General features: G+C 65.7%; 18 protein-coding genes and 1 tRNA gene. 12 read left to right on the top strand and 7 right to left on the bottom strand.

Features of this window, described 5'->3' with window-relative positions; translation table 11 throughout:
- The first annotated feature begins 63 nt into the window (after nucleotides 1-63).
- Genes MKP08_RS01840 through MKP08_RS01830 form a run of 3 tightly spaced genes read left to right on the top strand, consistent with a single transcriptional unit; the run spans nucleotide 64 to nucleotide 3,661 of the window.
- Nucleotides 64-1,245: a PepSY domain-containing protein gene (locus MKP08_RS01840; RefSeq protein ID WP_255750337.1), complete on the top strand. Its 1,182-nt coding sequence runs from the start codon at nucleotides 64-66 to the stop codon at nucleotides 1,243-1,245.
- Nucleotides 1,242-1,466 carry a hypothetical protein gene (locus tag MKP08_RS01835; RefSeq protein ID WP_241554649.1) on the top strand — a complete coding sequence of 75 codons (225 nt, stop codon included), beginning with the start codon at nucleotides 1,242-1,244 and terminating at the stop codon, nucleotides 1,464-1,466. The genes MKP08_RS01840 and MKP08_RS01835 overlap by 4 nt, the downstream gene beginning before the upstream one ends.
- Complete coding sequence (locus MKP08_RS01830) at nucleotides 1,463-3,661, top strand: TonB-dependent siderophore receptor (RefSeq protein ID WP_241554648.1); 2,199 nt, start codon at nucleotides 1,463-1,465, stop codon at nucleotides 3,659-3,661. The genes MKP08_RS01835 and MKP08_RS01830 overlap by 4 nt, the downstream gene beginning before the upstream one ends.
- A gap of 21 nt (nucleotides 3,662-3,682) precedes the next feature.
- Here the strand turns inward: MKP08_RS01830 and MKP08_RS01825 are convergent, their stop codons facing one another.
- The gene (locus MKP08_RS01825; protein WP_241554647.1) at nucleotides 3,683-5,113 is read right to left on the bottom strand and encodes a DUF2252 domain-containing protein; all 1,431 of its coding nucleotides are present in this window, start codon (nucleotides 5,111-5,113) and stop codon (nucleotides 3,683-3,685) included.
- Between the two features lie 52 nt (nucleotides 5,114-5,165).
- Nucleotides 5,166-6,647, bottom strand: a complete 1,482-nt coding sequence (locus MKP08_RS01820) for an aldehyde dehydrogenase family protein (RefSeq protein WP_241554646.1) — start codon at nucleotides 6,645-6,647, stop codon at nucleotides 5,166-5,168.
- Between the two features lie 72 nt (nucleotides 6,648-6,719).
- On the opposite strand from MKP08_RS01820, the gene MKP08_RS01815 reads away from it, so the two are divergent.
- From MKP08_RS01815 to MKP08_RS01805, 3 genes are all read left to right on the top strand, one after another.
- Nucleotides 6,720-7,736, top strand: coding sequence for a nitronate monooxygenase family protein (locus MKP08_RS01815; protein WP_241554645.1), 1,017 nt, complete (start codon nucleotides 6,720-6,722; stop codon nucleotides 7,734-7,736).
- 5 nt (nucleotides 7,737-7,741) lie between these two features.
- Nucleotides 7,742-8,596, top strand: coding sequence for a formyltetrahydrofolate deformylase (gene purU / locus MKP08_RS01810; RefSeq protein ID WP_241555502.1), 855 nt, complete (start codon nucleotides 7,742-7,744; stop codon nucleotides 8,594-8,596).
- 63 nt (nucleotides 8,597-8,659) lie between these two features.
- Nucleotides 8,660-9,568 carry a dienelactone hydrolase family protein gene (locus tag MKP08_RS01805; RefSeq protein ID WP_241554644.1) on the top strand — a complete coding sequence of 303 codons (909 nt, stop codon included), beginning with the start codon at nucleotides 8,660-8,662 and terminating at the stop codon, nucleotides 9,566-9,568.
- A gap of 15 nt (nucleotides 9,569-9,583) precedes the next feature.
- Here MKP08_RS01805 and MKP08_RS01800 read toward each other — a convergent pair whose 3' ends face one another.
- Nucleotides 9,584-10,792 carry a GGDEF domain-containing protein gene (locus MKP08_RS01800; RefSeq protein ID WP_241554643.1) on the bottom strand — a complete coding sequence of 403 codons (1,209 nt, stop codon included), beginning with the start codon at nucleotides 10,790-10,792 and terminating at the stop codon, nucleotides 9,584-9,586.
- A gap of 174 nt (nucleotides 10,793-10,966) precedes the next feature.
- Between MKP08_RS01800 and MKP08_RS01795 the strand changes: the two genes are divergently transcribed.
- The gene (locus MKP08_RS01795) at nucleotides 10,967-11,959 is read left to right on the top strand and encodes an SPFH domain-containing protein (RefSeq protein WP_241554642.1); all 993 of its coding nucleotides are present in this window, start codon (nucleotides 10,967-10,969) and stop codon (nucleotides 11,957-11,959) included.
- 15 nt (nucleotides 11,960-11,974) lie between these two features.
- Entirely contained in the window at nucleotides 11,975-12,445 is a 471-nt protein-coding gene (locus tag MKP08_RS01790; RefSeq protein ID WP_241554641.1) for an NfeD family protein, read from the top strand.
- An 18-nt stretch (nucleotides 12,446-12,463) separates the two neighbouring features.
- On the opposite strand, the gene MKP08_RS01785 is transcribed toward MKP08_RS01790, so the two are convergent.
- The gene (locus tag MKP08_RS01785) at nucleotides 12,464-13,423 is read right to left on the bottom strand and encodes a complex I NDUFA9 subunit family protein (protein ID WP_241554640.1); all 960 of its coding nucleotides are present in this window, start codon (nucleotides 13,421-13,423) and stop codon (nucleotides 12,464-12,466) included.
- 170 nt (nucleotides 13,424-13,593) lie between these two features.
- On the opposite strand from MKP08_RS01785, the gene MKP08_RS01780 reads away from it, so the two are divergent.
- Nucleotides 13,594-13,680, top strand: a tRNA-Leu gene (locus tag MKP08_RS01780).
- Nucleotides 13,681-13,845: 165 nt separating this feature from the next.
- Nucleotides 13,846-15,069 (top strand): integrase arm-type DNA-binding domain-containing protein, encoded by a 1,224-nt coding sequence (locus tag MKP08_RS01775; RefSeq protein WP_241554639.1) that lies wholly within the window; start codon nucleotides 13,846-13,848, stop codon nucleotides 15,067-15,069.
- A gap of 136 nt (nucleotides 15,070-15,205) precedes the next feature.
- Here MKP08_RS01775 and MKP08_RS01770 read toward each other — a convergent pair whose 3' ends face one another.
- From MKP08_RS01770 to MKP08_RS01760, 3 genes are all read right to left on the bottom strand, one after another.
- Complete coding sequence (locus tag MKP08_RS01770; protein ID WP_241554638.1) at nucleotides 15,206-15,400, bottom strand: hypothetical protein; 195 nt, start codon at nucleotides 15,398-15,400, stop codon at nucleotides 15,206-15,208.
- Nucleotides 15,391-15,942 (bottom strand): thermonuclease family protein, encoded by a 552-nt coding sequence (locus MKP08_RS01765; RefSeq protein WP_241554637.1) that lies wholly within the window; start codon nucleotides 15,940-15,942, stop codon nucleotides 15,391-15,393. The genes MKP08_RS01770 and MKP08_RS01765 overlap by 10 nt, the downstream gene beginning before the upstream one ends.
- Nucleotides 15,943-16,006: 64 nt before the next feature.
- The gene (locus tag MKP08_RS01760) at nucleotides 16,007-16,591 is read right to left on the bottom strand and encodes a lytic transglycosylase domain-containing protein (protein WP_089217359.1); all 585 of its coding nucleotides are present in this window, start codon (nucleotides 16,589-16,591) and stop codon (nucleotides 16,007-16,009) included.
- Nucleotides 16,592-16,729: 138 nt separating this feature from the next.
- Between MKP08_RS01760 and MKP08_RS01755 the strand changes: the two genes are divergently transcribed.
- Nucleotides 16,730-17,644 (top strand): toprim domain-containing protein, encoded by a 915-nt coding sequence (locus MKP08_RS01755; RefSeq protein ID WP_241554636.1) that lies wholly within the window; start codon nucleotides 16,730-16,732, stop codon nucleotides 17,642-17,644.
- A 75-nt stretch (nucleotides 17,645-17,719) separates the two neighbouring features.
- Nucleotides 17,720-21,967: a strawberry notch family protein gene (locus MKP08_RS01750; protein ID WP_241554635.1), complete on the top strand. Its 4,248-nt coding sequence runs from the start codon at nucleotides 17,720-17,722 to the stop codon at nucleotides 21,965-21,967.
- Nucleotides 21,968-22,071 lie beyond the last annotated feature (104 nt).

Genomic DNA, 22,071 nt, shown 5'->3' with positions numbered 1-22,071 from the left:
ACCTACGCTATTGCGAATGATTATCATTGACACCGTGCCCGCTCCCTCCCTAGGCGGCGGGGCATGTCTCCGCGGCGAATCCGGTTCTGGTTTGTGCTCCATAAATGGAGCGGGCTCGTGCCCACCGCCTTCCTGCTGCTGCTGAGTCTGACCGGGCTGCCGCTGATCTTCCATGACGAGATCGATGCCGCCTTCGGCACCGATTACGATGCGACGCTGGCCGGGCCGCCATCGGCCGACATGGCGGCGAATGCAGGGGGCGTCGGCCTGCCGCTCGATGCGATCATGGACCGCGCGCTGGCGAGCCATCCGGGGCAGGTGCCGCTGTTCATGGCCTTCAGCCAGGACAGCCCGCTCACCACCGTGACGCTCGGCCCCCGGCCCGATGCGGGCGCGGGCGAGATGACGCTGCTCAGCTACGACCGCGTCACCGGCCGCGCGCTGGGCGCGATCGATGGGGACGGGGTGATGGACGTGATCCTGGGCCTGCACACAGACCTGCTGCTGGGCCAGTGGGGGATGTGGTTCCTGGGCGCGATGGGCGTGCTGTTCGTGGTCAGCCTGATCTCGGGCGCGGTGCTCTACGCGCCGTTCATGCGGCGGCTGCGCTTCGGGCGGTTGCGCGGGAGCGGCCCGGGCGGGCGCAGTGCGAAGCGGCAGCTCGACCGGCACAACCTCGTCGGGATCGCGACGCTCGGCTGGGCGCTGGCGATCGGGGTGACGGGCGCGATCAACGCCTTCGCCGACCCGCTGACCGACAGCTGGCGCGATGGCGAGGTCGCGGCGATGACCGCCGCCTATGCGGCCGAGGCACCGCTTGCCCCCGCCGAATACGGCTCGCTCGACACCGCCATGGCGAGCGCGCGGGCCGCGCTGCCGGGGCGATCCCCGCAGTTCATCGGCTTCCCCGGCGGCGGCTGGTCGAGCGGGCATCACTACGCGATCTTCTTCCAGGGCGACCGCCCGCTGACGCGCAGCCTGCTGACGCCCGCGCTGGTCGATGCGCGCACCGGGCGGCTGACCGATGCGCGGACCATGCCCGCCCTCAACCAGGCGCTGATGCTGTCGAAGCCGCTGCATTTCGGCGATTACGGCGGGTTGCCGCTGAAGCTGGTATGGGCGGCGCTCACGCTCGCGCTGATCTGGGTGCTGTGGAGCGGCCTTGCCCTGTGGCTGCGCCCCCGGCGCGGCGGGCGCGAGCATCGTATCCGCACCTGGCGCGCGCTGGCGAGTGCGCCCGCATGAGCCGCGTCCGCCGTGCCCCGCAATCGCTCGCCCGCGTGTTCGCCTGGCCGCTGGCGCTGTTCGCCGCCAGCCTCGCCGGGCTGGTGCTCGGCCTGACCGGAGACGGGTGGGAGGACGTGCTTGCCGTCGCCCTGCTCGCCGCCGCCCCCTTCGCCATCGCCGCCGCCTGGCTGCGGCGCGACCGACCCCGCCATTCCCTACAAACCGAAAGAGACCGATGAAACTGCACCGTTACGCCCTGCCGCTGCCGATCCTCGCCGCCGCGCTCGCCATGCCCGCCCAGGCGCAGGAGGCGCTGGAGCCGGGCCTGACCCCGAACGAGATCGTCGTCATCGCGCAGCGCATCAATGCGACCGAGGTGCGTAGCGGCGGCGATCTGGGCGTGCTGGGGGACAAGGATTCGCTCGACGTGCCCTTCGTCGTGCGCACCTTCGACGAAAGCCTGATCCTCAACCAGCAGCCGCTGACGCTGGGCGAGGTGCTGGAGAACGATCCTTCGGTGCGCACCACCTACGCCTTCGGCAATGCGGCGGAGCAGTTCGTCATCCGCGGCTTCCCGCTCTACGGCGACGATGTGGGCATGAACGGCCTTTATGGCATCACCCCGCGCCAGCTGGTCGCGCCCGAGCTCTATTCGGGCGTGCAGGTGCTGAACGGGGCGAACGCCTTCCTCAACGGCGCGGCGCCGGGCGGCACCGGGATCGGCGGTAATGTGACGCTGCAGCTGAAGCGCGCGGGCGAGCGCCCGATCACGCGCCTGACCGCCAGCTATCTCTCGGGCGCGCATTTCGGCGGCAGTGCGGACGTCGCCCGCCGCTTCGGCGCGGACGGGCAGTTCGGCGTGCGGGTCAACGGCGCCTATCGCAGCGGCGACGTGGCGGTGGACGACGAATTTCGCCGCACCATAGTGGGCGGCGCGTCGTTCGACTGGAGCACGGACAATCTGCGCGTGACGCTCGACGGGGCGTACCAGCGCTACGAGGTGAACCGGCTGCGCCCGCAGGTGGTGATCGGCAACGGCGCCATTCCGGAGGTGCCGGAGGCCGATCTCAATTACGGCCCGTCCTTCGCCAGCACCGAACTGCGCGATATTTTCGGCCTGGCGCGGATCGAATACGACGTGGCGGACAACGCCATGCTCTACGTCACCGGCGGCGCGCTGGATGGCAACGAGCAGGGGACCTATGCCGGTATCACGGTGACCGACGCCGCGACCGGCGCGGCCACGATCAGCCCCTCCATCATTCCCGCGCGCATCAACAACGAGGCGGTCGAGGCGGGCCTGCGCGTCCGGCTGGGCGAGGCGATCACGCACGAGTTCAATTTCGGCGGCAACATGAACTGGCAGCAGTTCCGCACCGCCTACGATTTCCGCAGCGGCTACGCGACCAATCTCTACGCGCCGGTCGACGCGCCGATTTCCGGCACCAGCACGTTCTTCAGCGGCGATCTGGACGATCCCAACCCCAGCGCGCGCTCGATCCAGCTGAGCGCCTTCGCCTCCGACACGATCGGGCTGTGGGACGACCGCATTCTGCTGACCGGCGGGCTGCGCCTGCAGGAGATCACGCAGAAAAGCTACAACGTCGCGAACGGCGACCTGACCAGCCGGTTGAGCAGCGACGCGGTGACCCCCGTCATCGGCCTGGTGGTGAAGCCGACCGAGCGCATCTCGCTGTTCGCCAACCGGATCGAGGGGCTGCAGCCCGGCACGCCCGCGCCCGTGAGCGGGATCGATCCCGACAATCCTGGGGCGGGGCAATTGCCGGTGACCAATGGCGGCCAGGTGCTCGCGCCTGCGCGCTCGGTCCAGTACGAGGTCGGCGGCAAGATCGGGTTCGACCGCTTGCAGGCGAGCCTCGCGCTGTACCAGATCGAGCAGCCCAGCTTCTACCTCGCGGCCGATCCGGACGTTGCGGGCAGCCTGCGCTTCGGCAGCTATGGCGAACAGCGCAATCGCGGGATCGAGCTGTTCGTGACCGCCCAGCCGGTCAACGGCCTGCGCCTGATCGCGGGCGGATCGGTGGTCGATGCGAAGCTGCGCCGCACGCCGGGCGGCGCGAACGAAGGAAACGATGCGCTGGGCGTGCCGGACTATACCCTCAACGCCAATGTCGAATGGGACCTGCCCTTCGTGCCCGGCTTCACGCTGACCGGCCGGGTGATCCACACCGGGGAGCAGGCGGCGAACGTGACCAATACCAGCTATCTGGACGACTGGACCACGCTCGATCTGGGCGCGCGATACGTGCTGGCGACGGGCGGCGTCCCGCTCACCCTGCGCTTCGGCGTCGACAACGTGACCAATGAGAGGTTCTGGAGCTCGTCCTACAGCGCCTTCGCATCGGGCGACACCGCGCGCCTTCTGCAAGGGCGGCCGCGCACCTACCGGGGATCGGTCACAGTCGATTTCTGATCGACGGCTCGCCGGTAGGCGCTAGCCATAGCGCTCGAACCGGCGGGTGAAGGCGCCGCGCCGGTAATCCTTGCGATAGGCCTTCCAGTCGCGCTTCATCCGGTCGACCGCTTCTTCCGCGAAGCAGGCGACGTCGTGGATGAACAGGTGGTGGGGTGCCATGTCTTCCAGGATGGCGGGCTCTATGTCGTAATCGATCGCGCCCGCATCGTCGCTGCGCGCGTGGGCGAGCGCAAGGGCGCGGCCGCAGGCGTGGGCGTAGTCGCGCCAGCCGTCGTAATCGAGATCGCTCTGATCGATATCGTCGCGGAACGGCGCGCGTTCGCGGGTCATGTAGCTCTCGCCGTCGATCTCCACCGCGCCGTAGAACACGTCGCCATTGGGAATGTGGATCCGCTGCCCCTCGGCCACGCGGTGAGCCCGCGCACCGGTATCGAGATCGCCGTGCGGGGCGAGCCCGTCGAGCGCGGAGAGGCGCGACAGCTTGAATTCCACGATGAGGTCGTCGGTGCCGTCCTTCTCCGGCCCCTCGATCATGATGTGAAACCGCGTCAGGCCGAGCGAGGCGCACCCTTTCCCGTAGACATGCGCGACGTCCTTCACCCGTAATTCGCCGAAGCGGCCACCGGGCTCGATGCCGTTGCGCTCCGCCAGCTCGTCGAGATAGCCCTGGAATTCGTCGCGCCCGCTGGTGACGGGCTCGCGCGAACTGCTCGGTGAGAAGCCCTTGCGGGTCTCGTTCTGGTGATCGTCGGCGAGCCAGTCCGCCCGGTTTTCCATCGCGTCGTCGAACAGGTCGCAGATTATGGGCGGCGCATTGTCCATGCGGAACACGTCGTCGTTGGGGTCGGCCCCGTCGGCGAAGTGCTTCATCCCGGTGATATAGCCCTTGGCGAAGCATTTCGCGACGCGGCGGCGCTGCTTGCGCTTCAGCCCGCCGGCGCATTTCGCGGCCAGGATGAAGCCCGCCGCCCCCCGCTTCAGGTCCCAGCTATAGGGGCCGTAGGCGACCTCGTCGAAATCGTTGACCGAGAATATCGGAACGTTGTCGGCATTGGGCATGACGCCGAAATTGCCCGGGTGCACATCGCCCAGCAGCAGCACCTTGGGCCGCGCCGCGTCCATCCCCGCCATGTCCCGGTAGAAGCCGAGCGCGGTACCGCGGAAATATTTGTAGAGGTCGCCTGCCAGCTCCTCGAACTTCTCCTGCGTCCCCTGTGCGCGCGCGTCGATCCGGGTGGCGTGATCTTCCAGAATGCAGGCGCGCACATGCTCGCGCCGGGCCTGGCCGTGGAGGAAGGTGGGCAGCGGGATCGCCGCGCCGCTGGCGAAGCGATCCGCCAGCTGGGCATAGGCGTCGTGGCGCGATCCGGGCTTGCCGGGGCTGAGCGCGTGATCGTCGCCACCCGCGGTGTCTTCGGCGTCGCCGGTGCCGTTTTGCTTGCCAGCCATGAGAACAGATACGCGCTTCGCCGCGACCCCGTTCCCGGCGAGTGATGTGGCGTCAGCCCAGATCGTCCGCGCTGAAGGGGTACGGGCGCGGGTCGTGCTGGACGGAGATCCAGCGCGTGGTGGTAAAGGCGTCGATCGCCCAGCGACCGTTGAAGCGCCCGATGCCCGAATTCTTCACCCCGCCGAACGGGGCGAAGGCGCTGTCGTTCACCGTCTGGTCGTTGATGTGAGTCATTCCCGCCTCGACCCGCTTCGCAAAGGCCAAGGCGCGACCTTCGTCGGCACTGAAGACCGCGCTCGACAGGCCGTAACCGGTGGCATTGGCGAGTTCGAGCGCGTGCTTTTCGTCCCGCGCTCGCTGGATCGGGGCGACGGGGCCGAAGATTTCCTCGGTGACGAGGCAGCTGTCCTCCGGCACGTTGGTGAAGACGTGCGGCGGCAGGACGAGCCCGTCGGCATCGCCGCCCAGCGCGAGCTTCGCGCCCTCTTCCTTCGCCTTGGCAATCAGGTCGGTGACCTTGTCGAACTGGTCGCGATTGACGATCGGGCCGATGAAGCAGGCCGGGTCCTCGCGCTTGCCGACCGGCAGTTGCCGCACCCGCTCCACGAACCCTTCCACGAACCGGTCGTAGATCGCGTCTTCCACCACTATCCGGTTGGCGATCATGCAGATCTGGCCCTGGTGCATGAACTTGCCCCACACGCTCGCCTCGATCGCGCGGTCGAGATCGGCATCGTCCAGCACGACGATCGGCGAATTGCCGCCCAGCTCCAGCTCGACCGGCTTGATCCGTTTGGAATCGAGCGCCGCCTTGCCCACACCGCGCCCGACCGGGGTGGAGCCGGTGAAGGAGACGACCGCGGGGATTGGATGGCTCACCAGCGCTTCGCCGACCGTGGAGCCGCCGCCGGGCAGCACGCTGACGAGGCCGTTGGGCAGGCCCGCTTCCTGGCAGATCGCGGCAAAGATCGTGCCGCCGGTGACAATCGAGTCACTCGCGGGTTTCACGACCACACCGTTACCCACGGCGAGCGCGGGGAACAGCGTGCGCGCGGTCAGCTGCAGTGGAAAATTCCAGGGCGAGATCAGCGCAACCACACCCGCCGGCTGGCGGTAGGCGCGCGATTCCTTGCCCGGAATGTCCTCGGGCAGGATCGAGCCCTCGACCATGTAGGGCAGCGCCGCCGCGCTCTTGGCCACCGCGGTCGCCAGTTGCAGCTCCAGCGCGGCCTTCAGCCGGGTGCCGCCGACCTCGCGCACGATCCACTGGGCGACTTCGTCCTTGCGCGCCTCCAGAATGCCGGCGATCTTCTGCATCGCCTCGGCCCGCGCGGCGGGCGGAGTGGCGCCCCATTCGGCCTGCGCCTCGGCGGCGGCGCGGCAGGCGGCGTCGACCTGCGCCTCGCTCGCGCCCTTCACGGTGAAGATCGTGCTTTCGTCCCACGGGCACAGATTGGTCATTTCGTCGCCTTCGCCAGCGGTCCATTCACCGGCGAGGAACAGGCGGTCGAGCGTTTCGTAGGGCTGGGTCATGCCGTTCGAACGGGGCGCATCGCGGCGGGTTCCGCTTGCCGGGTGCAGCCCTGCGTAATAGGGCGCGACCCCATGAGCACCTATCCCAAGACAGACGCGCTGATGGCGCGCGGCGTGGAATTCCTCGGCAGCGAGCACGCGATCCTGTGCGGCGCGATGAGCTGGGTGAGCGAGCGCAATCTCGTTTCCGCCATCTCCAACGCAGGCGGCTTCGGCGTGATCGCCTGCGGCGCGATGACACCCGACCTGCTCGATACGGAAATCGCGGAGACGAAGGCGCGGACGGACAAGCCGTTCGGCGTGAACCTCATTACCATGCATCCTGACCTGTTCGACCTGATCGCGGTGTGCGAGCGGCATGGCGTGACCCACGTCGTGCTGGCGGGCGGCATTCCGCCCAAGGGCAGCGTTGAAGCGATCAAGGGCGGCGAGAACCCGGCCAAGGTGATCTGCTTCGCGCCGACGCTGGCGCTGGCGAAGAAGCTGCTGCGGTCCGGGGCCGACGCGCTGGTGATCGAGGGGATGGAGGCGGGCGGCCATATCGGCCCGGTTTCCACCAGCGTGCTGGCGCAGGAAATGCTGCCCGAGCTGGCCGAAGAGCACCTGATCTTCGTCGCCGGCGGCATCGGTCGCGGTTCGGCGATCGCCGGTTATCTCGAAATGGGCGCTTGCGGCGTGCAACTGGGCACCCGCTTCGCCTGCGCCACAGAGAGCATCGCCCATCCCGATTTCAAGAAGGCGTTCTTCCGCGCCAATGCCCGCGACGCGATCGCCAGCGTGCAGGTCGACGGGCGTCTGCCGGTGATCCCGGTGCGCGCCCTCAAGAACAAGGGGACCGAGGCGTTCACCAGCACCCAGCGCGAGATCGCCGGACGGCTCGACCGCGAGGAAATCGCGATGGCCGAGGCGCAATTGCAGGTCGAGCATTACTGGGCCGGGGCGCTGCGCCGCGCGGTGATCGACGGCGATGTCGAGAACGGATCGCTGATGGCGGGGCAGAGCGTCGGCATGGTCAAGGCGGAGGAGCCGGTCGCCGACATCGTCGCCACGCTGATGCGCGAAAGCGAGGACGCGCTCACCCGGCGCTGATGGCGATGGCGGGCCCGCTGATCCTGACGCTCGACTGCGCCGACCGGCCGGGCCTGACCGCCGAGGTCGCGGGCTTCCTGTTCGAACGCGGCGGCAATATCCTGGAGGCGCAGCAGTTCAACGACCGCGCCGCCGACCGTTTCTTCATGCGGGTCGAGTTCGACCCGGGCGAGCGAAACGCGGAAGCGATGCGCGCCGCCTTCGCCCCGCTGGCGGACCGGATCGGCGCACGCTGGCGGCTGGTCGGGCGCGACCGCCCGCGCCGGGTGCTGCTGATGGTCAGCAAGTTCGATCATTGCCTGGCGGATCTCATCTATCGCTGGCGCATCGGGGAGCTGGCGATGGAGCCGGTCGCGATCGTCTCCAACCACCCGGCAAGCGCGCTCGACCACGCCAATATCGGCGACATCCCGTTCCATCACCTGCCCGTGACCGCCGAGACGAAAGCGCAGCAGGAGGGGCGGGTGCGCGCTCTGGTGGAGGCGACGGGGGCCGAGCTGGTGGTGCTGGCGCGCTACATGCAGATCCTCTCGGACGAACAGGCGGCGCATCTCGCGAGGCGCTGCATCAACATCCACCACTCCTTCCTGCCCGGGTTCAAGGGCGCGAAGCCTTACCATCAGGCGCACGCGCGGGGGGTGAAGATGATCGGCGCGACCGCGCATTACGTCACCGCCGATCTCGACGAGGGCCCGATCATCCACCAGGACGTGGAACCGATCGACCACGCCGACACGCCCGACGAACTGGTCCGCAAGGGCCGCGACATAGAGCGGCGCGTACTGGCCGAGGCGGTGCGGCTGCATCTGGAGGAGCGGGTGCTGCTGAACGGCAGCCGCACGGTCGTCTTTCGCGGCTGACGCCTTGCGCCGTTCGCACCTGTCCCTATGCTCTGGCGCGGACGAGGCGAAGGAGAGACGAGCATGTGCGACCAGACCGATCTTGCCCGGCTGAAGGGACTCGATCGCCGCCGTTTCGGCACCGGTTCCATGGCTCTGGGCGGCACTGCGGCGCTGGCCGCCTGCACCGGGATGAACGACCGATCGGGTGGTGACGGCGAAAGCACCGCTGCAGGCGGTTCGGACGGACTCACCCGTTCCAACGTCACCATCGACACGCCCGACGGGAAGGCCGACGCCTTCTTCGTCCATCCCGCGTCGGGCAACCATCCGGCGGTGCTGCTGTGGCCCGATATCGCGGGGCTGCGCGAGGCGTTCTACCGCATGAGCGCGCGGCTGGCAGGCGAGGGTTACGCGGTGCTCGCGGTCAATCCCTATTACCGCGACGTATCGGGCGAACAGTTCGCCGATTTCTCCGCCTTTGCCGGCGACAACGGGTTCGAGAAGGTCGGGCCGTGGCGCGAGAAGCTGACCGCCGACAATATCATGCGCGATGCGAGTGCGTACATCGCGTGGCTCGATCGGCAGGACGCGGTCGATACCGGCAAGGGCGTGGGGACGCAGGGCTATTGCATGGGCGGACCGTTCACCGTGTGGAGCGCCGCTGCCGTGCCCGAGCGGATCCGCGCCGCCGCCAGCTTCCACGGCGGCGGACTGGTGCGCGACGGTGCGAAAAGCCCGCACAACATGCTGGGCCGCACGCAGGCGAGCTATCTCTTCGCCATTGCGCAGAACGACGATGCAAAGGATCCGGAGGCAAAGACCACGCTGCGAGAGGCGGCGGCCGCCGCGAACGTGCCGGCCGAGATCGAGGTTTACCCCGCCGACCACGGCTGGACCGTGATCGACAGCCCAAGCTACGATAAATCGGCAGCGGAGAAGGCGTGGTCGCGCCTGATGGCCCTCTACGGCGGGACCATTGCCAGCGATTGATGCGGCAAGCGCCGCTCAGGCGAGCCGCTGGATCGGCGATGCCGCCTCGCTGCCGTCGCAGTGAGCGATCGCGACGCGGTTCCGCCCCTCCTTCTTCGCGCGGTACAGCGCACGGTCGGCGGCACTGACCAGCGCCGCGACCGATCCGCGCGCGTCGCAATAGGCGATCCCGACCGAAACCGTAATGTACTGGGCCGACGGGCTCGCCGGATGGGCGATCGCGGCGTTCTCCACCGCCGCGCGTAGCCGCGCACCGATCAGATCCAGCGAATGCGGGGGCGTGTCGGGTATGACGACCGCGAATTCTTCCCCGCCATAGCGGGCGACCAGGTCGTTGTGGCGCGAAACCCGCTCGAGCGCGGCTGCGACATGCTTCAGCGCTTCGTCGCCCGCCTGATGGCCGAGCGTGTCGTTGAACGCCTTGAAATGATCGATGTCGATCATGGCCAGAGCGACCGTCTCGCCTGCGGGAGTCTCCGCCATGACGGAAGCCAGCACGGCGTCGAACACACGCCGATTGGACAGGCCCGTCAGGAAGTCGAGAGCGGAAAGTCGCTCCAGCAGCGCGTTCTGCGATGCCAGCGCGTGCAGCCGCCGCTCGTCGCGCTGGCGGGAGAGGAAGCGCAGCCGCTGGCCGCGATCGAGCACCACATTTCCGAAAAGCCCGACTCCCACCATGGTAAGCGACAGCCCGGTGACCAACAGGAACAGCTTCGGCGTGGTGAATGGGGCGAGGGCGAGGGCGATGCTCTGGGTCAGCACGATAGACGCGGCCAGCGCGGTCGCCCAGCGCGGGGGCAGGCCCAGGATCAGGAGCGCGAATACGATCGTGAGGTTGTTGGCGGTCATGTAGACCGGGGCGAGGGGGCTGGCTGAAGCGGTCACCAGCATGCAGGCAAGCGTGCCGTAGGCGATCGAGACGGCGCAGTAGGTCGACTGCACGATCGCCAGCGAACGCCGGTGCCGGTTCACGAGGATGCATGCGGCGATACCGAGCGGCAGGGCGATCCCCAACCGCACGATAAGCGAAAGCCAGGACACGTCGGGAATGACAATCAGGTCGATCGGCACCAGGCCGCACATGACCAGCGTCGCCATGATCATCTTCGGCAATGCCGTGCTGCCCTGGATGCGTGCGCGAAAACCGGCGTAGTCGCTCGCCAGGGCACGCGGGATCGACACGGTGCGCCACAGCCTGTCCACGATTTGCAACACCCGACCCATCAGATCATTTTTTCTTCCGCCGCGGCGCACATCACGCGCGTCGCGTGCGCCTAGACGGGGCGGCTTAACATCTCCCTACATCCGGCTGGCGTTTTTGCGTGTCGCGCGGCCCGGTTTTCCTTGCCCGCCCGCCCCCCGGCGCTACGATGCGAAGGAGAGAAGGGACGGTTTCCAATGGAATATATTCTGATCGCGCTGGTCGCGCTGCTGGTCATCTTCCTGCTGATGGCGGTGCGCGTCGTGAAACAGGGCTACGTCTATACGATCGAGCGCTTCGGCAAGTTCACCAAGGCGGCCGAACCGGGCCTGCACATCATCACCCCGTTCATCGACCGCATCGGTCACAAGATCAACGTGATGGAGCAGGTGCTCGACATTCCGGGGCAGGAGATCATCACGAAGGACAACGCCATGGTGGGCGTCGACGCGGTGGTGTTCTTCCAGGTGCTGGAAGCGGCCAAGGCGGCCTACGAGGTCTCAGGCCTGAACAACGCCATCATGGCGCTCACCACCACCAATCTGCGCACCGTGATGGGCAGCATGGACCTGGACGAAACCCTGTCGAAGCGCGACGAGATCAACGCGCGACTGCTGTCCGTGGTCGATCACGCCACCTCCCCTTGGGGGGTCAAGATCACCCGGGTCGAGATCAAGGACATCCGCCCGCCGATCGACATATCGGAGGCGATGGCGCGGCAGATGAAGGCGGAGCGGCTGAAGCGTGCCGAAATCCTCGAGGCCGAAGGCGACCGGGCGTCAAACATCCTGCGCGCCGAGGGCGACAAGCAGTCCGCCATCCTGAAGGCGGAGGGCAAGCGCGAGGCCGCGTTCCGCGATGCCGAGGCGCGCGAACGCGCCGCCGAGGCGGAAGCCAAGGCGACGCAAGTCGTGTCCGATGCGATCGCTTCGGGCGGGAACGGCGCGATCAACTACTTCGTGGCGCAGGAATACACCAAAGCGATCGGCAAGTTCGCCGACAGCCCCAATGCCAAGACGATCCTGTTCCCGGTGGAGGCGACGCAGCTGATCGGTTCGCTGGGCGGCATCGGGGAACTGGTGAAGGGGATCACCGGCGATAGCGACGTTACGACCCGCGCCGATGTGGGAACGCCGCTGCCGCGCGGGCGCGAGCGGGCGAGCGTGCCGCGCACCGGCGACCGGGGCTAGGAAAGGCAAGCGGCCATGCTCGACGGGGTCGAACCCTATATCGTCTGGATCGTGATCGGGCTGGTACTCGCCACGCTGGAGCTGGTGGTGCCCGGCGTCTATCTGATCTGGCTTGCCGTCGCGGCGCTGATCACCGGCGGGCTTGCCTTCATCTACGATGTCGGCCTCGCGTTACAGGTGGTGGAGTTCGTCGCGCTGGCGCTGATCTCCGTCTATTCGGCGCGCCGCATCCTGTCGGACAGCCCCATCGTCAGTTCGGACCCGCTGCTCAACAAGCCGACCGGACGCATGGTGGGGCAGACCGCGGTCGTCACTCAGGCGATCGAGGGCGGCAGCGGCCGGGTGCGTTACGCCGACGGCGAATGGATGGCGCGCGGCGTCGACATGGAGCCGGGCGAGCGCGTGCGGATCACCGGAACGGAAGGCTCCGTGCTGCTGGTGGAGCCGGTGAACCTCATCACCCAGGGGGAGGCGCCGCAGGTCTAGCGGCCGGCTAGCACCCTCTCAGTTCGTGCCGGGTGCGATCCCCGTCCGGTCGGCGAAACGACCGTGCTTGCGATAGCGGACCATCATCCGGTCGAGGAACAGCGACAGCGGCTTGGGCTCCACCCCCAGCTTCGCCAGGCCGGGATGCTGGCCGCTGGCGACATTGCCCGCCTTCAGCAGCTTCCATTGATCCGGTCCCATCGGCGAGCCGGGGAGGGCGGAGAAGAAGCTGCCGACCGCATCGGGCATCGGCGCGAACAGCCGCTTGCGGCGCTGCGCCTCGGCGATGCGGCGGTTGAGTTGCATCATCGTGACCTTCTCCGGTCCCGCCAGCTCGTAGATCTTGCCGCCATGCGTTCCCGGATCGACCAGCGCCGCCGTGATCCCTTCCGCGACATCGTCCACATGGACCAGTTGCATCGGCGCTTCGGGCGCGAACACCGGGAGGACCGGCATCATCTGGATGAGGTCGGCGAACATCTTCACGATCCCGCCATCCTCGCCGAACACGACCGAAGGACGCATGATGGTCGCCTCGGCAAACGCCGCGCGCACCTTTTCCTCGCCCAGCCCCTTGGCATAGGCATATTCGCTCTCGGCCTCGAGGTCGGCCCCGATCGCGCTGACCTCGACGAACGCCCGCGCGCCCGCTTCCTTCGCCGCGCGCGCCATCATTCCGGCGGCATCGCCCATCAGCTTTTCGAGATTGCCCTCGAAGCTGCCGACCAGGTTCACCACGCCATAGGCCCCGTCGACGCAGGCGCGCACGTTGCGTTCGTCCAGCACGTTGCAGCGCACGAACTGCAGCTGGCCGAGATTGGCGAGCGGCTTCAGCGACCAGGCCTCTTCGGGATGCCGGCTGGCCACGCGTAGCCGGGCGCCGCGCTCCAGCAATTGCTGGGCGAGGTGGATACCGATGAAGCCCGAACCGCCGAAGACGGTGACGAGCTGGCCGTAAAGGGGATCGCGTGTGGGCATGGGCCGGTCCTGCGTGCTGCGGTAAGTGCCTGCGCGCCATGCCGCATGGCGTCGCCGCTCGCAAGCACCTGCGGCAACCGCGTCGAAGTCCGTTGACAGCCCCCGGTCACCTTCGCTAGTGGCCCGCGCCTACCCGCGATCGGCGTTGGAAGACCGGATCGCGATTTCGTGCCCAGATGGCGGAATTGGTAGACGCACCGTCTTCAGGTGGCGGCGCTCGCAAGGGCGTGGAGGTTCGAGTCCTCTTCTGGGCACCATTTGTTCTTCTCACGTTCTCCCAAATAATCTATAAAACCCGCAGAAATCCTAGGGATTTGGCCCTTGGATCGTTCCGGATCGTCCCGCCTGTTCTCGGGGGTTCCAGACACTTTTGTGGGCCTTTTGAGGCCGTTTCGCAAAGGCCCAGATGAAAAGGCCCCCACATGCCGCTGACAGATACTCGCCTCCGCGCACTCAAGCCCAAGGATAAGCCGTACAAGGTAACCGATGAGCGCGGCCTATATGTTGAGGTCACGCCGACCGGCGGCAAACTTTGGCGATTCCGATACCGGATCGGCGGCGCACAAAAGAAGCTCTGCATCGGCAGCTATCCAGACATCAGTCTCAAGCAAGCGCGAGACGAAGCCTACGAGGCACGACGAACTGTTGCTTCTGGCGGCGACCCGGCCTTTGAGAAGCGGAAGCGGAAAATCCGCGCCGAGTTCCTTTCTGCACAGACGTTCGAGGCAGTCGCACGTGAGTATATCGAACAGATGATGGTCCAGAATGGCCGTGCCGATGGCACGATCGTCAAGGCCAATTATTTCCTCGACAAGCTTGCGCCTGCCATCGGGAACAGACCCATCAACGAGATCGAGCCGTTCGAAGTCCTGGCTCCTCTCAAACGACTGGAAGCCACTGGCAAGCACGAGACTGCGAAGAAATGCCGCTCGTTCGCAGGCCGCGTGTTTCGCTACGGTGTCGCTACTACCCGCTGCAAATCCGATCCGACCAGTATGCTGAAGGGTGCTCTCGTAACGCCGAGAGCCACGCATTATGCAGCCATCCTTGAGCCCACCGAGTTAGGCGGGCTGCTGCGCGCAATCGACGACTTCACTGGCTACATGGTGACGAAGTTAGCTTTGCAGATCGCGCCGCATGTGTTCGTGCGCCCCGGCGAACTCCGGCACGCCGAATGGCATGAGATCGACCTTGTCGATGGGGTCTGGAAAATTCCTGCCGGTAAAATGAAAGCGCGTCGAGCGCATGCTGTCCCGCTTTCCAAGCAGGTTAGAGGCTATCTTACTGATCTGGCCGAGATGCTCGGCCGCGAAGGTTATGTCTTCCCGTCTGCGCGCAGCTCCAAGCGTCCCATGAGTGAAAACACGCTCAATGCCGCATTCCGTCGCATGGGATATTCGAAGGAAGAAGTCACCGCGCACGGACTCCGGGCGACAGCATCGACATTCCTGAACGAGTCGGGACTCTGGAATCCGGATGCGATCGAGCGCGCCCTGGCACATGGCGACAGCAATGTCGTGCGTGGCATCTACCATCGCGGCAAACATTGGGACGAGCGGGTGCGCATGGCTCAATGGTGGAGCGACTACCTCGATGAGCTCCGGACAGGAGGAAAGGTCATCGTGGGAAAGTTTGCGAAGGGTTGATCGGAAGAAGGAATTTTTTCTCAGCCAATGCAGGACCGAAGGCTCAGGACTAGCCCTATCAGGGACACTGACGCGAGCAAGGCGAACTCAATTCTGATGCCCCAGACTTTAAGCCAATTCCGCATCGTGCTGAGCCTCAGCTCGTAGGGCTTTGGCAGCTAAGCTGATCGAAGCGCTCAGCAACAGTCTTCCACGTTGCTATGCCTGCTTCGTCCCCTTCGTTGAATAGCCGCTCGATTTGCTGCGCGATATACGCGGGTCCCTCTTTGCCATGGTTCTTTTCGACCCAGAGCGCGACCGCCCACAATTCCTGGTCGCGGTTCAGCACCATGGTTCACGTCTCCCGGTCCAGGTTCGCGCCAAGCCTTCGCTGACCAGCTGATCGCCAAGCGAGCGGCCGCCGCGCGTAACAACCCGCAATTTGCGACCGTACTGATCCTCATCTCTGTTCCCGATGGTCCTCAGTTCAAAGGGCCCGGCATTCAGCAACTCGACAAGGCGGTGCGTCGCACGCATGCCGAGTTGGTACTCATAGTCGCAACGAGGCTCGCTGATCTCGGGAGTGTCGATGTCGGCAATGCGGATCTTCACGCCATCAAGCCAGAAAGTATCTCCATCCACGACGCATGTGCGCCGGATCGATCCGCAGATGTCGAATTGTGGGGAGCTCGCTTGCTGGAATAAAGCCTGCGGCTGCTGATCGTCGTTAGCAAGATTGGCATCATGGACTGGCCAGGTGAATGCCAGCATCCCTCCAGCAAATACAATCGCGAATGCTCCCAAACCCAATGCGATCTCCTTTCTCAGCTTCCGGCGCTTTTGTGCCTTCAACGCCTTGCGAAAGTCGAACGGCTCACCGGGGGTCTCACTCACTAGCGTTGTCCGTCTTCATTCCGGCACATGATTTCAGACAATAGCCGGAAATCAGGTAGTTTCGTCAATTGTACGTACCAATTGCTTGCCAACGTCCCAACACAGTCCGGACATATTGCGGCGTTTCACCATTTTTCGGAATGCCGCGTGATCGGGAGACGGCACCAGGGCCCGCATTGTAAGCAGCCAAGGCCAGGTGGACCGCGTCGAACCGGTCCAACATGTCGCGAAGGTACCTGGCGCCACCGTCGATCGATGCAAGAGGGTCATGACGGTTCCGGACGCCCAGTTCTCGCGCCGTGGCTGGCATAAGCTGAGCAAGCCCGGCAGCACCAGCTGGACTCACAGCCATCGGATTGAAGCGGGACTCAGCCCAGATAAGAGCACGAAGCAGGTTGGTCGGAAGCCCGTAGCGGCGTTCAGCCTCGGCTATCGCCGCTATATACAGGCCTTCCCGGTAGGATACGTCTGCTGGCCCGGCCGGGTAGATTGCAGGAAGATATTGTCTAGCCGGCTGCTGGTCCGTCTTCGGCGGAACGATCGCGTGCTCGAACAGGGTGAAATCCTGGGCGCGGACTTGCTGGGAGGAGGTCGCGATCATCCCCAGGCAGGCGACCGCTATCGCGGTCCGACAATTGAGAGAGGTCATCTCGAGTGGTGCTCCATTGATTCGAATCACAATGGAACATAAAGAGAACATATGCCTGTAGGAAACCTGTGGATGCCTGCCTTCGGGAGAGGAGAGGAACGCTGATGAGGGGGCCACTTTGCATGCTGAGGAGCTCGCATGTCCCTATCTGTCCAAACTCATCCCAACCGGTCGCTTGCCGAGACCGCCCGTCGCATTTGCGAATCGCGAGGGGGCAAATGGTCCGGCACAAAGGGCATGGCCTGTTGCCCCGCGCATGATGACCGCACGCCGTCACTCGGTGTGTCGCTCGGCCGACAGGCCATCCTCTTCCACTGTTTCGCGGGATGCGATCAGCAGAGCGTGCTGGCTGCTCTGGCGCGTGAAGGTTTCGAGGCACCGGCGCTTTTTTCAGGTTCTGCGATCACCAACGAACCCGAATCGACCAGCACCCGCAAACCCTCGGCGGTAGCGCTGAGGATCTGGCGCGATGCACAGCCACTGCGTGCCAGTCCGGCAAAGGCATATCTTGAAAGCCGCGGCATCCTCGCCGCATCTCCGGCGCTCCGCTTCCATCCACGAACGCCGCTTGGTCCGAAGGGACGCACTCGCTTTCTGCCCGCCATGATCGCGGCAGTCAGCCTCGACGAGGGCTCGATCGCCATCCACCGCACGTTCCTGTCGAGCGAGGCCTCAACCAAGGCTGGCTTCGACAAGCCGAAGCGCGCGCTCGGCGCGCTTGGTGAAGCTGCTGTCCGCCTCTTCGCTCCGGCATCCGGGAAGCTCGGCCTCGCCGAGGGTATCGAGAGCGCGATGTCGGCTTATGCCCTCACCGGCATCCCCGTCTGGGCGACCCTGGGTAATGAGCGCTTCGGTCTCGTCAGCGTGCCTGAGAGCGTGACCGAGCTTCACCTCTTCGTCGATCACGATGCTGGCGGCGAGCTGGCCGCGTCGCGTGGCCTGGCCGCTTATGCCCGCGATGGGCGGACGATCCACGTTCGCAAACCACACTCACGCGACACCGACTGGAACGATGAACTTACAGCATGGCTGCGCCGCAAAGCGGCGCGGTAGAGGAGAGAGAGCTTCTCGAATTCCTGATCCGGCAGAGGGCGTGTCCCGATGCCCTCATCAGGAGGACGAATCGCCATGTTTCAATCAGACCTGTTTCCCGCCGGCGAGCAACAGTCGTCAGTGCCATTGGCTTACGCCGTCGGCGCCAGGATTGCCGAGCTTCTCGCTTCGGGACGTCACCTTTCCCGCGCCGATATCGCCGGCCTGTTCGCCGAGGAAACCGGCGTCATGGACTGGGGAAGCGCCTGGACCATCGATGACTACAACAACGCGGTCGAGATCGGCGCACTGCTCTGGCTGCGAGAGTCCTCACGGATCGATCTGGCGACGAACGTGCACGAAGCCGAAGCGCGGTTCGACTGGCTCAAAGCAGCCTTACCGCCCCGGCATGTTCGCAGCGAGGCACAGGTCGAGCTCCAGCAGTTCTCGACCCCGCCAATGCTGACCTGGCTGATGGCAGGGGCCGCAGCTATCTCTGCGCACGACACGCTGCTCGAACCGTCCGCCGGCAATGGTGCGCTTGCCCTATGGGGCAGCGTCCGGAAGGCCTCGCTGCTCCTCAACGAGATCGATCCGGCAAGACGAGACAGCCTAGGCCACATCTTCGCTGCGGCCCCGATCACCGCGCATGACGGGGAACTGATCGCCGACCTGCTTCGCGGCCCTGTTCCGTCGGCCGTGCTGATGAACCCGCCATTCGCCCGCAGCCAGGAACGCGGCAGGGATGGTGAGACGGCGCAGCGCCACCTGCGCAGTGCAATTCGGGCGTCAGCCGCTGGGGCGAGGATAGTCGCGATCATGCCCGAAGGCTTCGACGCTTCAACCTTCGCCAAGGAACAGGACGAAGCATCGCTCCTGCTCAATGTCCGCTTGCAGCAGATGTTTCGTCGGACAGGGACGGGGATCGCCGTTCGTCTGGTTGTGTTCGATAAGACGCCGACTGCGTCCTCGCCTGCGATCACCGAAGATACTGCCGACCTCATCTCGCTCCACGAGCTTATCACTGCGCTTCCGCCGCGCGTACAGACCTCCGCCAACATCAATCGCCTGCCGCTCGGCAAGCCAGTGCGCCTCGTTTGCAAGACTTCGACCCAAAGCGCGCCGGTTCGGCCGGTGGCGCCGTTCGCCGCGACACCAGCAGCCAGGGCGAATGCGACCAATCTTGCCTATTCGGTCTTGGCCGACCCCGCGCCGGTACCCGAACAGACCGGCATCTACCTACCTTACCGGCCCAGTCGCATCACGTTCGAAGGCGCGCCGGTCCATCCCACTCCGCTCGTGGAATCGGTCGCCATGGGCTCGGTCGCGGCGCCCCAGCCGGACGTTCGCCCGCGCCTTCCCGCAGGCTGTCAGGCCAATGGCCTCTTGTCCGAAGCGCAATGCGAGACACTGGTCTACGCTACCCAGGCATTTGCGCGCGATCTTCCGGGTCAATTCAAGGTCAGCCAGGAAGGCACCTCGCTTGAGCTTGCCAACGACGGCCACGCCTACCGCCAAGGCTTCTTCCTCGGCGACGGGACAGGAGCGGGAAAGGGACGACAGATCGCCGCGGTCATCATGGACCGCTGGCTCGCCGGCGAGCGTCGCCATATCTGGATCACCAAGAACGAGGCGCTGCTCGAAGATGCACGCCGCGACTGGGAAGCACTTGGTGGGCTGCCGCTCGACATCCAGCCGCTCTCCCGCTGGAAACTTGGCCACCCTGCAACGATGTCCGAAGGCATTCTCTTCGTCACCTATCCGACGCTGCGCTCGGGCCGCGCCGAGGATACGCGGCTCGACCAGATCCTTGCCTGGGCGGGCGAGGATTTCGATGGCGTGATCGCTTTCGACGAAGCCCACGCCATGGCCAATGCGCTCGGGGGCTCTTCAATCCGCGGCAAGGTCAAGGGCTCCGAACAAGGGATGGCGGGCCTCAGGCTGCAGAACCATCTCCCGCGCGCCCGCGTGCTCTACGCGTCTGCCACTGGCGCTTCGGATATCGCCAACCTCGGTTACACCTCACGGCTTGGTCTCTGGGGACCCGAGACCGCTTTTCCGACCCACGAGGCGTTCATGACCGAGATCCGCGCTGGCGGCGTCGCGGCGATGGAGCTCGTCGCCCGCGACCTCAAGGCCCAGGGCCTCTACCTTGCCCGTGCGCTGTCCTTCGCCGGGGTCGAGTACGAAATCCTCGAACACAGCCTGACCGAAGCGCAGGTACGGATCTACGATGCCTATGCCGAGGCCTGGGCAATCATTCACCGCAATCTCGAAGCGGCGCTCGAAGCAACCCGCGTGGTCGACGAGGACAGCGGCGATACGCTCAATCGCAACGCTAAGGCGGCAGCGTTGTCGATCTTCGAAGGCACCAAGCAGCGCTTCTTTGCCCAGCTCCTGCTTTCGATGAAACTGCCGAGCCTGATCCCCGCGATGGAAGCGGCGCTTGGCGAAGAGCATTCGGTTGTCGTGCAGCTGGTCTCGACCGCCGAGGCCATGCTCGACCGGCGCCTTGCCGACCTGTCCGACGAAGAACGCGAAGCGCTCGATATCGATCTGTCCCCGCGTGAATATGTCATCGACTACCTTTCGAAGAGCTTCCCGGTGCGCCTGATGCAGGTCTTCGCCGACGACGACGGCAATCTCCGCTCTGAGGCAATGAGCGACGAGGAGGGCAATCCCGTCTTCTGTCCGCGCGCCGTGGCCGCGCGCGATGCGCTGATCGAACAGCTTTGCGCGCTGCCGCCCATCGCAACAGCACTCGATGCGGTTATCGAGCATTTCGGAACCGAGGCTGTGGCCGAGGTTACGGGCCGGACCCGAAGGCTGGTATCGGGCCGCGATGGCCAGCAGCGCCTCGAACGGCGTAGCCCCAGCGCCAATGTTGCCGAAGCGCAAAGCTTTATGGAAGGGACCAAGCGCATCCTGGTCTTCTCGGATGCGGGCGGGACGGGGCGCTCCTACCATGCCGACCTTGGCTGCCGAAACCAGCAGCGCCGGGTTCATTTCCTGCTCGAGCCGGGCTGGCGCGCCGACAACGCTATCCAGGGTCTTGGACGTACCAACCGCACCAACCAGGCCTCGGCCCCGCTCTTCCGGCCGGTAACCACCGACGTGAAGGGCGAACGCCGCTTCATCTCGACCATTGCGCGAAGGCTCGACGCATTGGGCGCGCTGACGCGCGGCCAGCGCCAGACCGGCGGGCAGAACCTGTTCGACCCGGCCGACAATCTCGAAAGCGATTACGCGCGCAACGCGCTCAGCCGCTGGTTCCAGCTGCTCTATGACGGCAAGCTCGAGGCCACGAGCTTCAGTAACTTTGTCGAGCGCACCGGCCTCCGGCTCGAAAACCCCGATGGCGGGCTGACCGACAATCTCCCCACGATCCAGCGCTGGCTCAACCGCATCCTCGCCCTGCCGATCGCGCTCCAGAACGGAATCTTCGACGAATATCTCGGGTTGGTAGAGGCGCGGATCGAAGCCGCACGCGAAGCCGGAACGCTCGACCAGGGACTGGAAACCGTCAGGGTCGATCGCTTCACGGTCCTTGCCGACGAACTTCTCCGCACCGACCCCGTGACCGGAGCCGAGACACGCCTCGTCTCGCTCGAAGTAACGAGGCACCTTCGGCCTCTACGCTTGCAGCGCCTCGTACGCATGCACGAGATCGGCGGCCCGCGCGCGATCCCGATGCGAAATGCGCGCTCGGGCAAGGTCGCACTGTCGGTTCCGGCCCGACGGCTCATCGCCGACGACGGCGCCGTGATCGAACGTCGGCGCCTGCTGCGCCCGCTCAAGTCTGCAAACTGCACGCTTGAGGCACTCGCTGAAAGCCATTGGGAAGAAATTGGCGTCACCGCATTCACGAGGGCCTGGCGTGCCGAGGAAGAGGAAGCGGCCAAGTCACCGGTGACCGAGCGCGTCCATCTTGCTACCGGCCTATTGCTCCCGGTCTGGAAGCGCCTGCCCGGCGATCATGTTCGGGTCACCCGGCTCGTTGCCGAGGACGGCCAGTCGATCATTGGGCGTGAAGTGCTCGATATCGATCTCGCCGCAATCGCCGAGACCTTTGGTCTTTCCGGATTTACCGGACCGGCGCCTGAGCAGATCGGCAACCTCGTCATCGCCAGCGGCAAGCCGCTGGGCCTCGCAAGCCACGATGCCTTGACCGTCAAACGATCGCTGGTCGGCGGCGAACAGCGGCTTGAACTGACCGGGTTCTCGCCCGATCGGCTCGACTGGTACAAGGGCAAAGGCTGCTTCACCGAGATCATCCGCTACCGCACGCGCCTGTTCGTCCCGGTGTCGAATGCCTCGTCGGTTCTCCCCGCGCTTGCCGCCTGATCCCTCGGGCAGACCCCAATCTCAGAATGAGAGTGGAGGGAGCCCTTTGGGCTTGTGGGCCTCGTGATCCTCACCTGCGCCTTCATTCCATCAGGAGAACACCC

It is taken from the genome of Erythrobacter sp. LQ02-29, from assembly GCF_022576075.2.
Lineage (GTDB): Bacteria > Pseudomonadota > Alphaproteobacteria > Sphingomonadales > Sphingomonadaceae > Alteriqipengyuania.
Note: the sequence above shows the minus strand (reverse complement) of the source record. Positions and strands in the feature narration are given on the sequence as shown.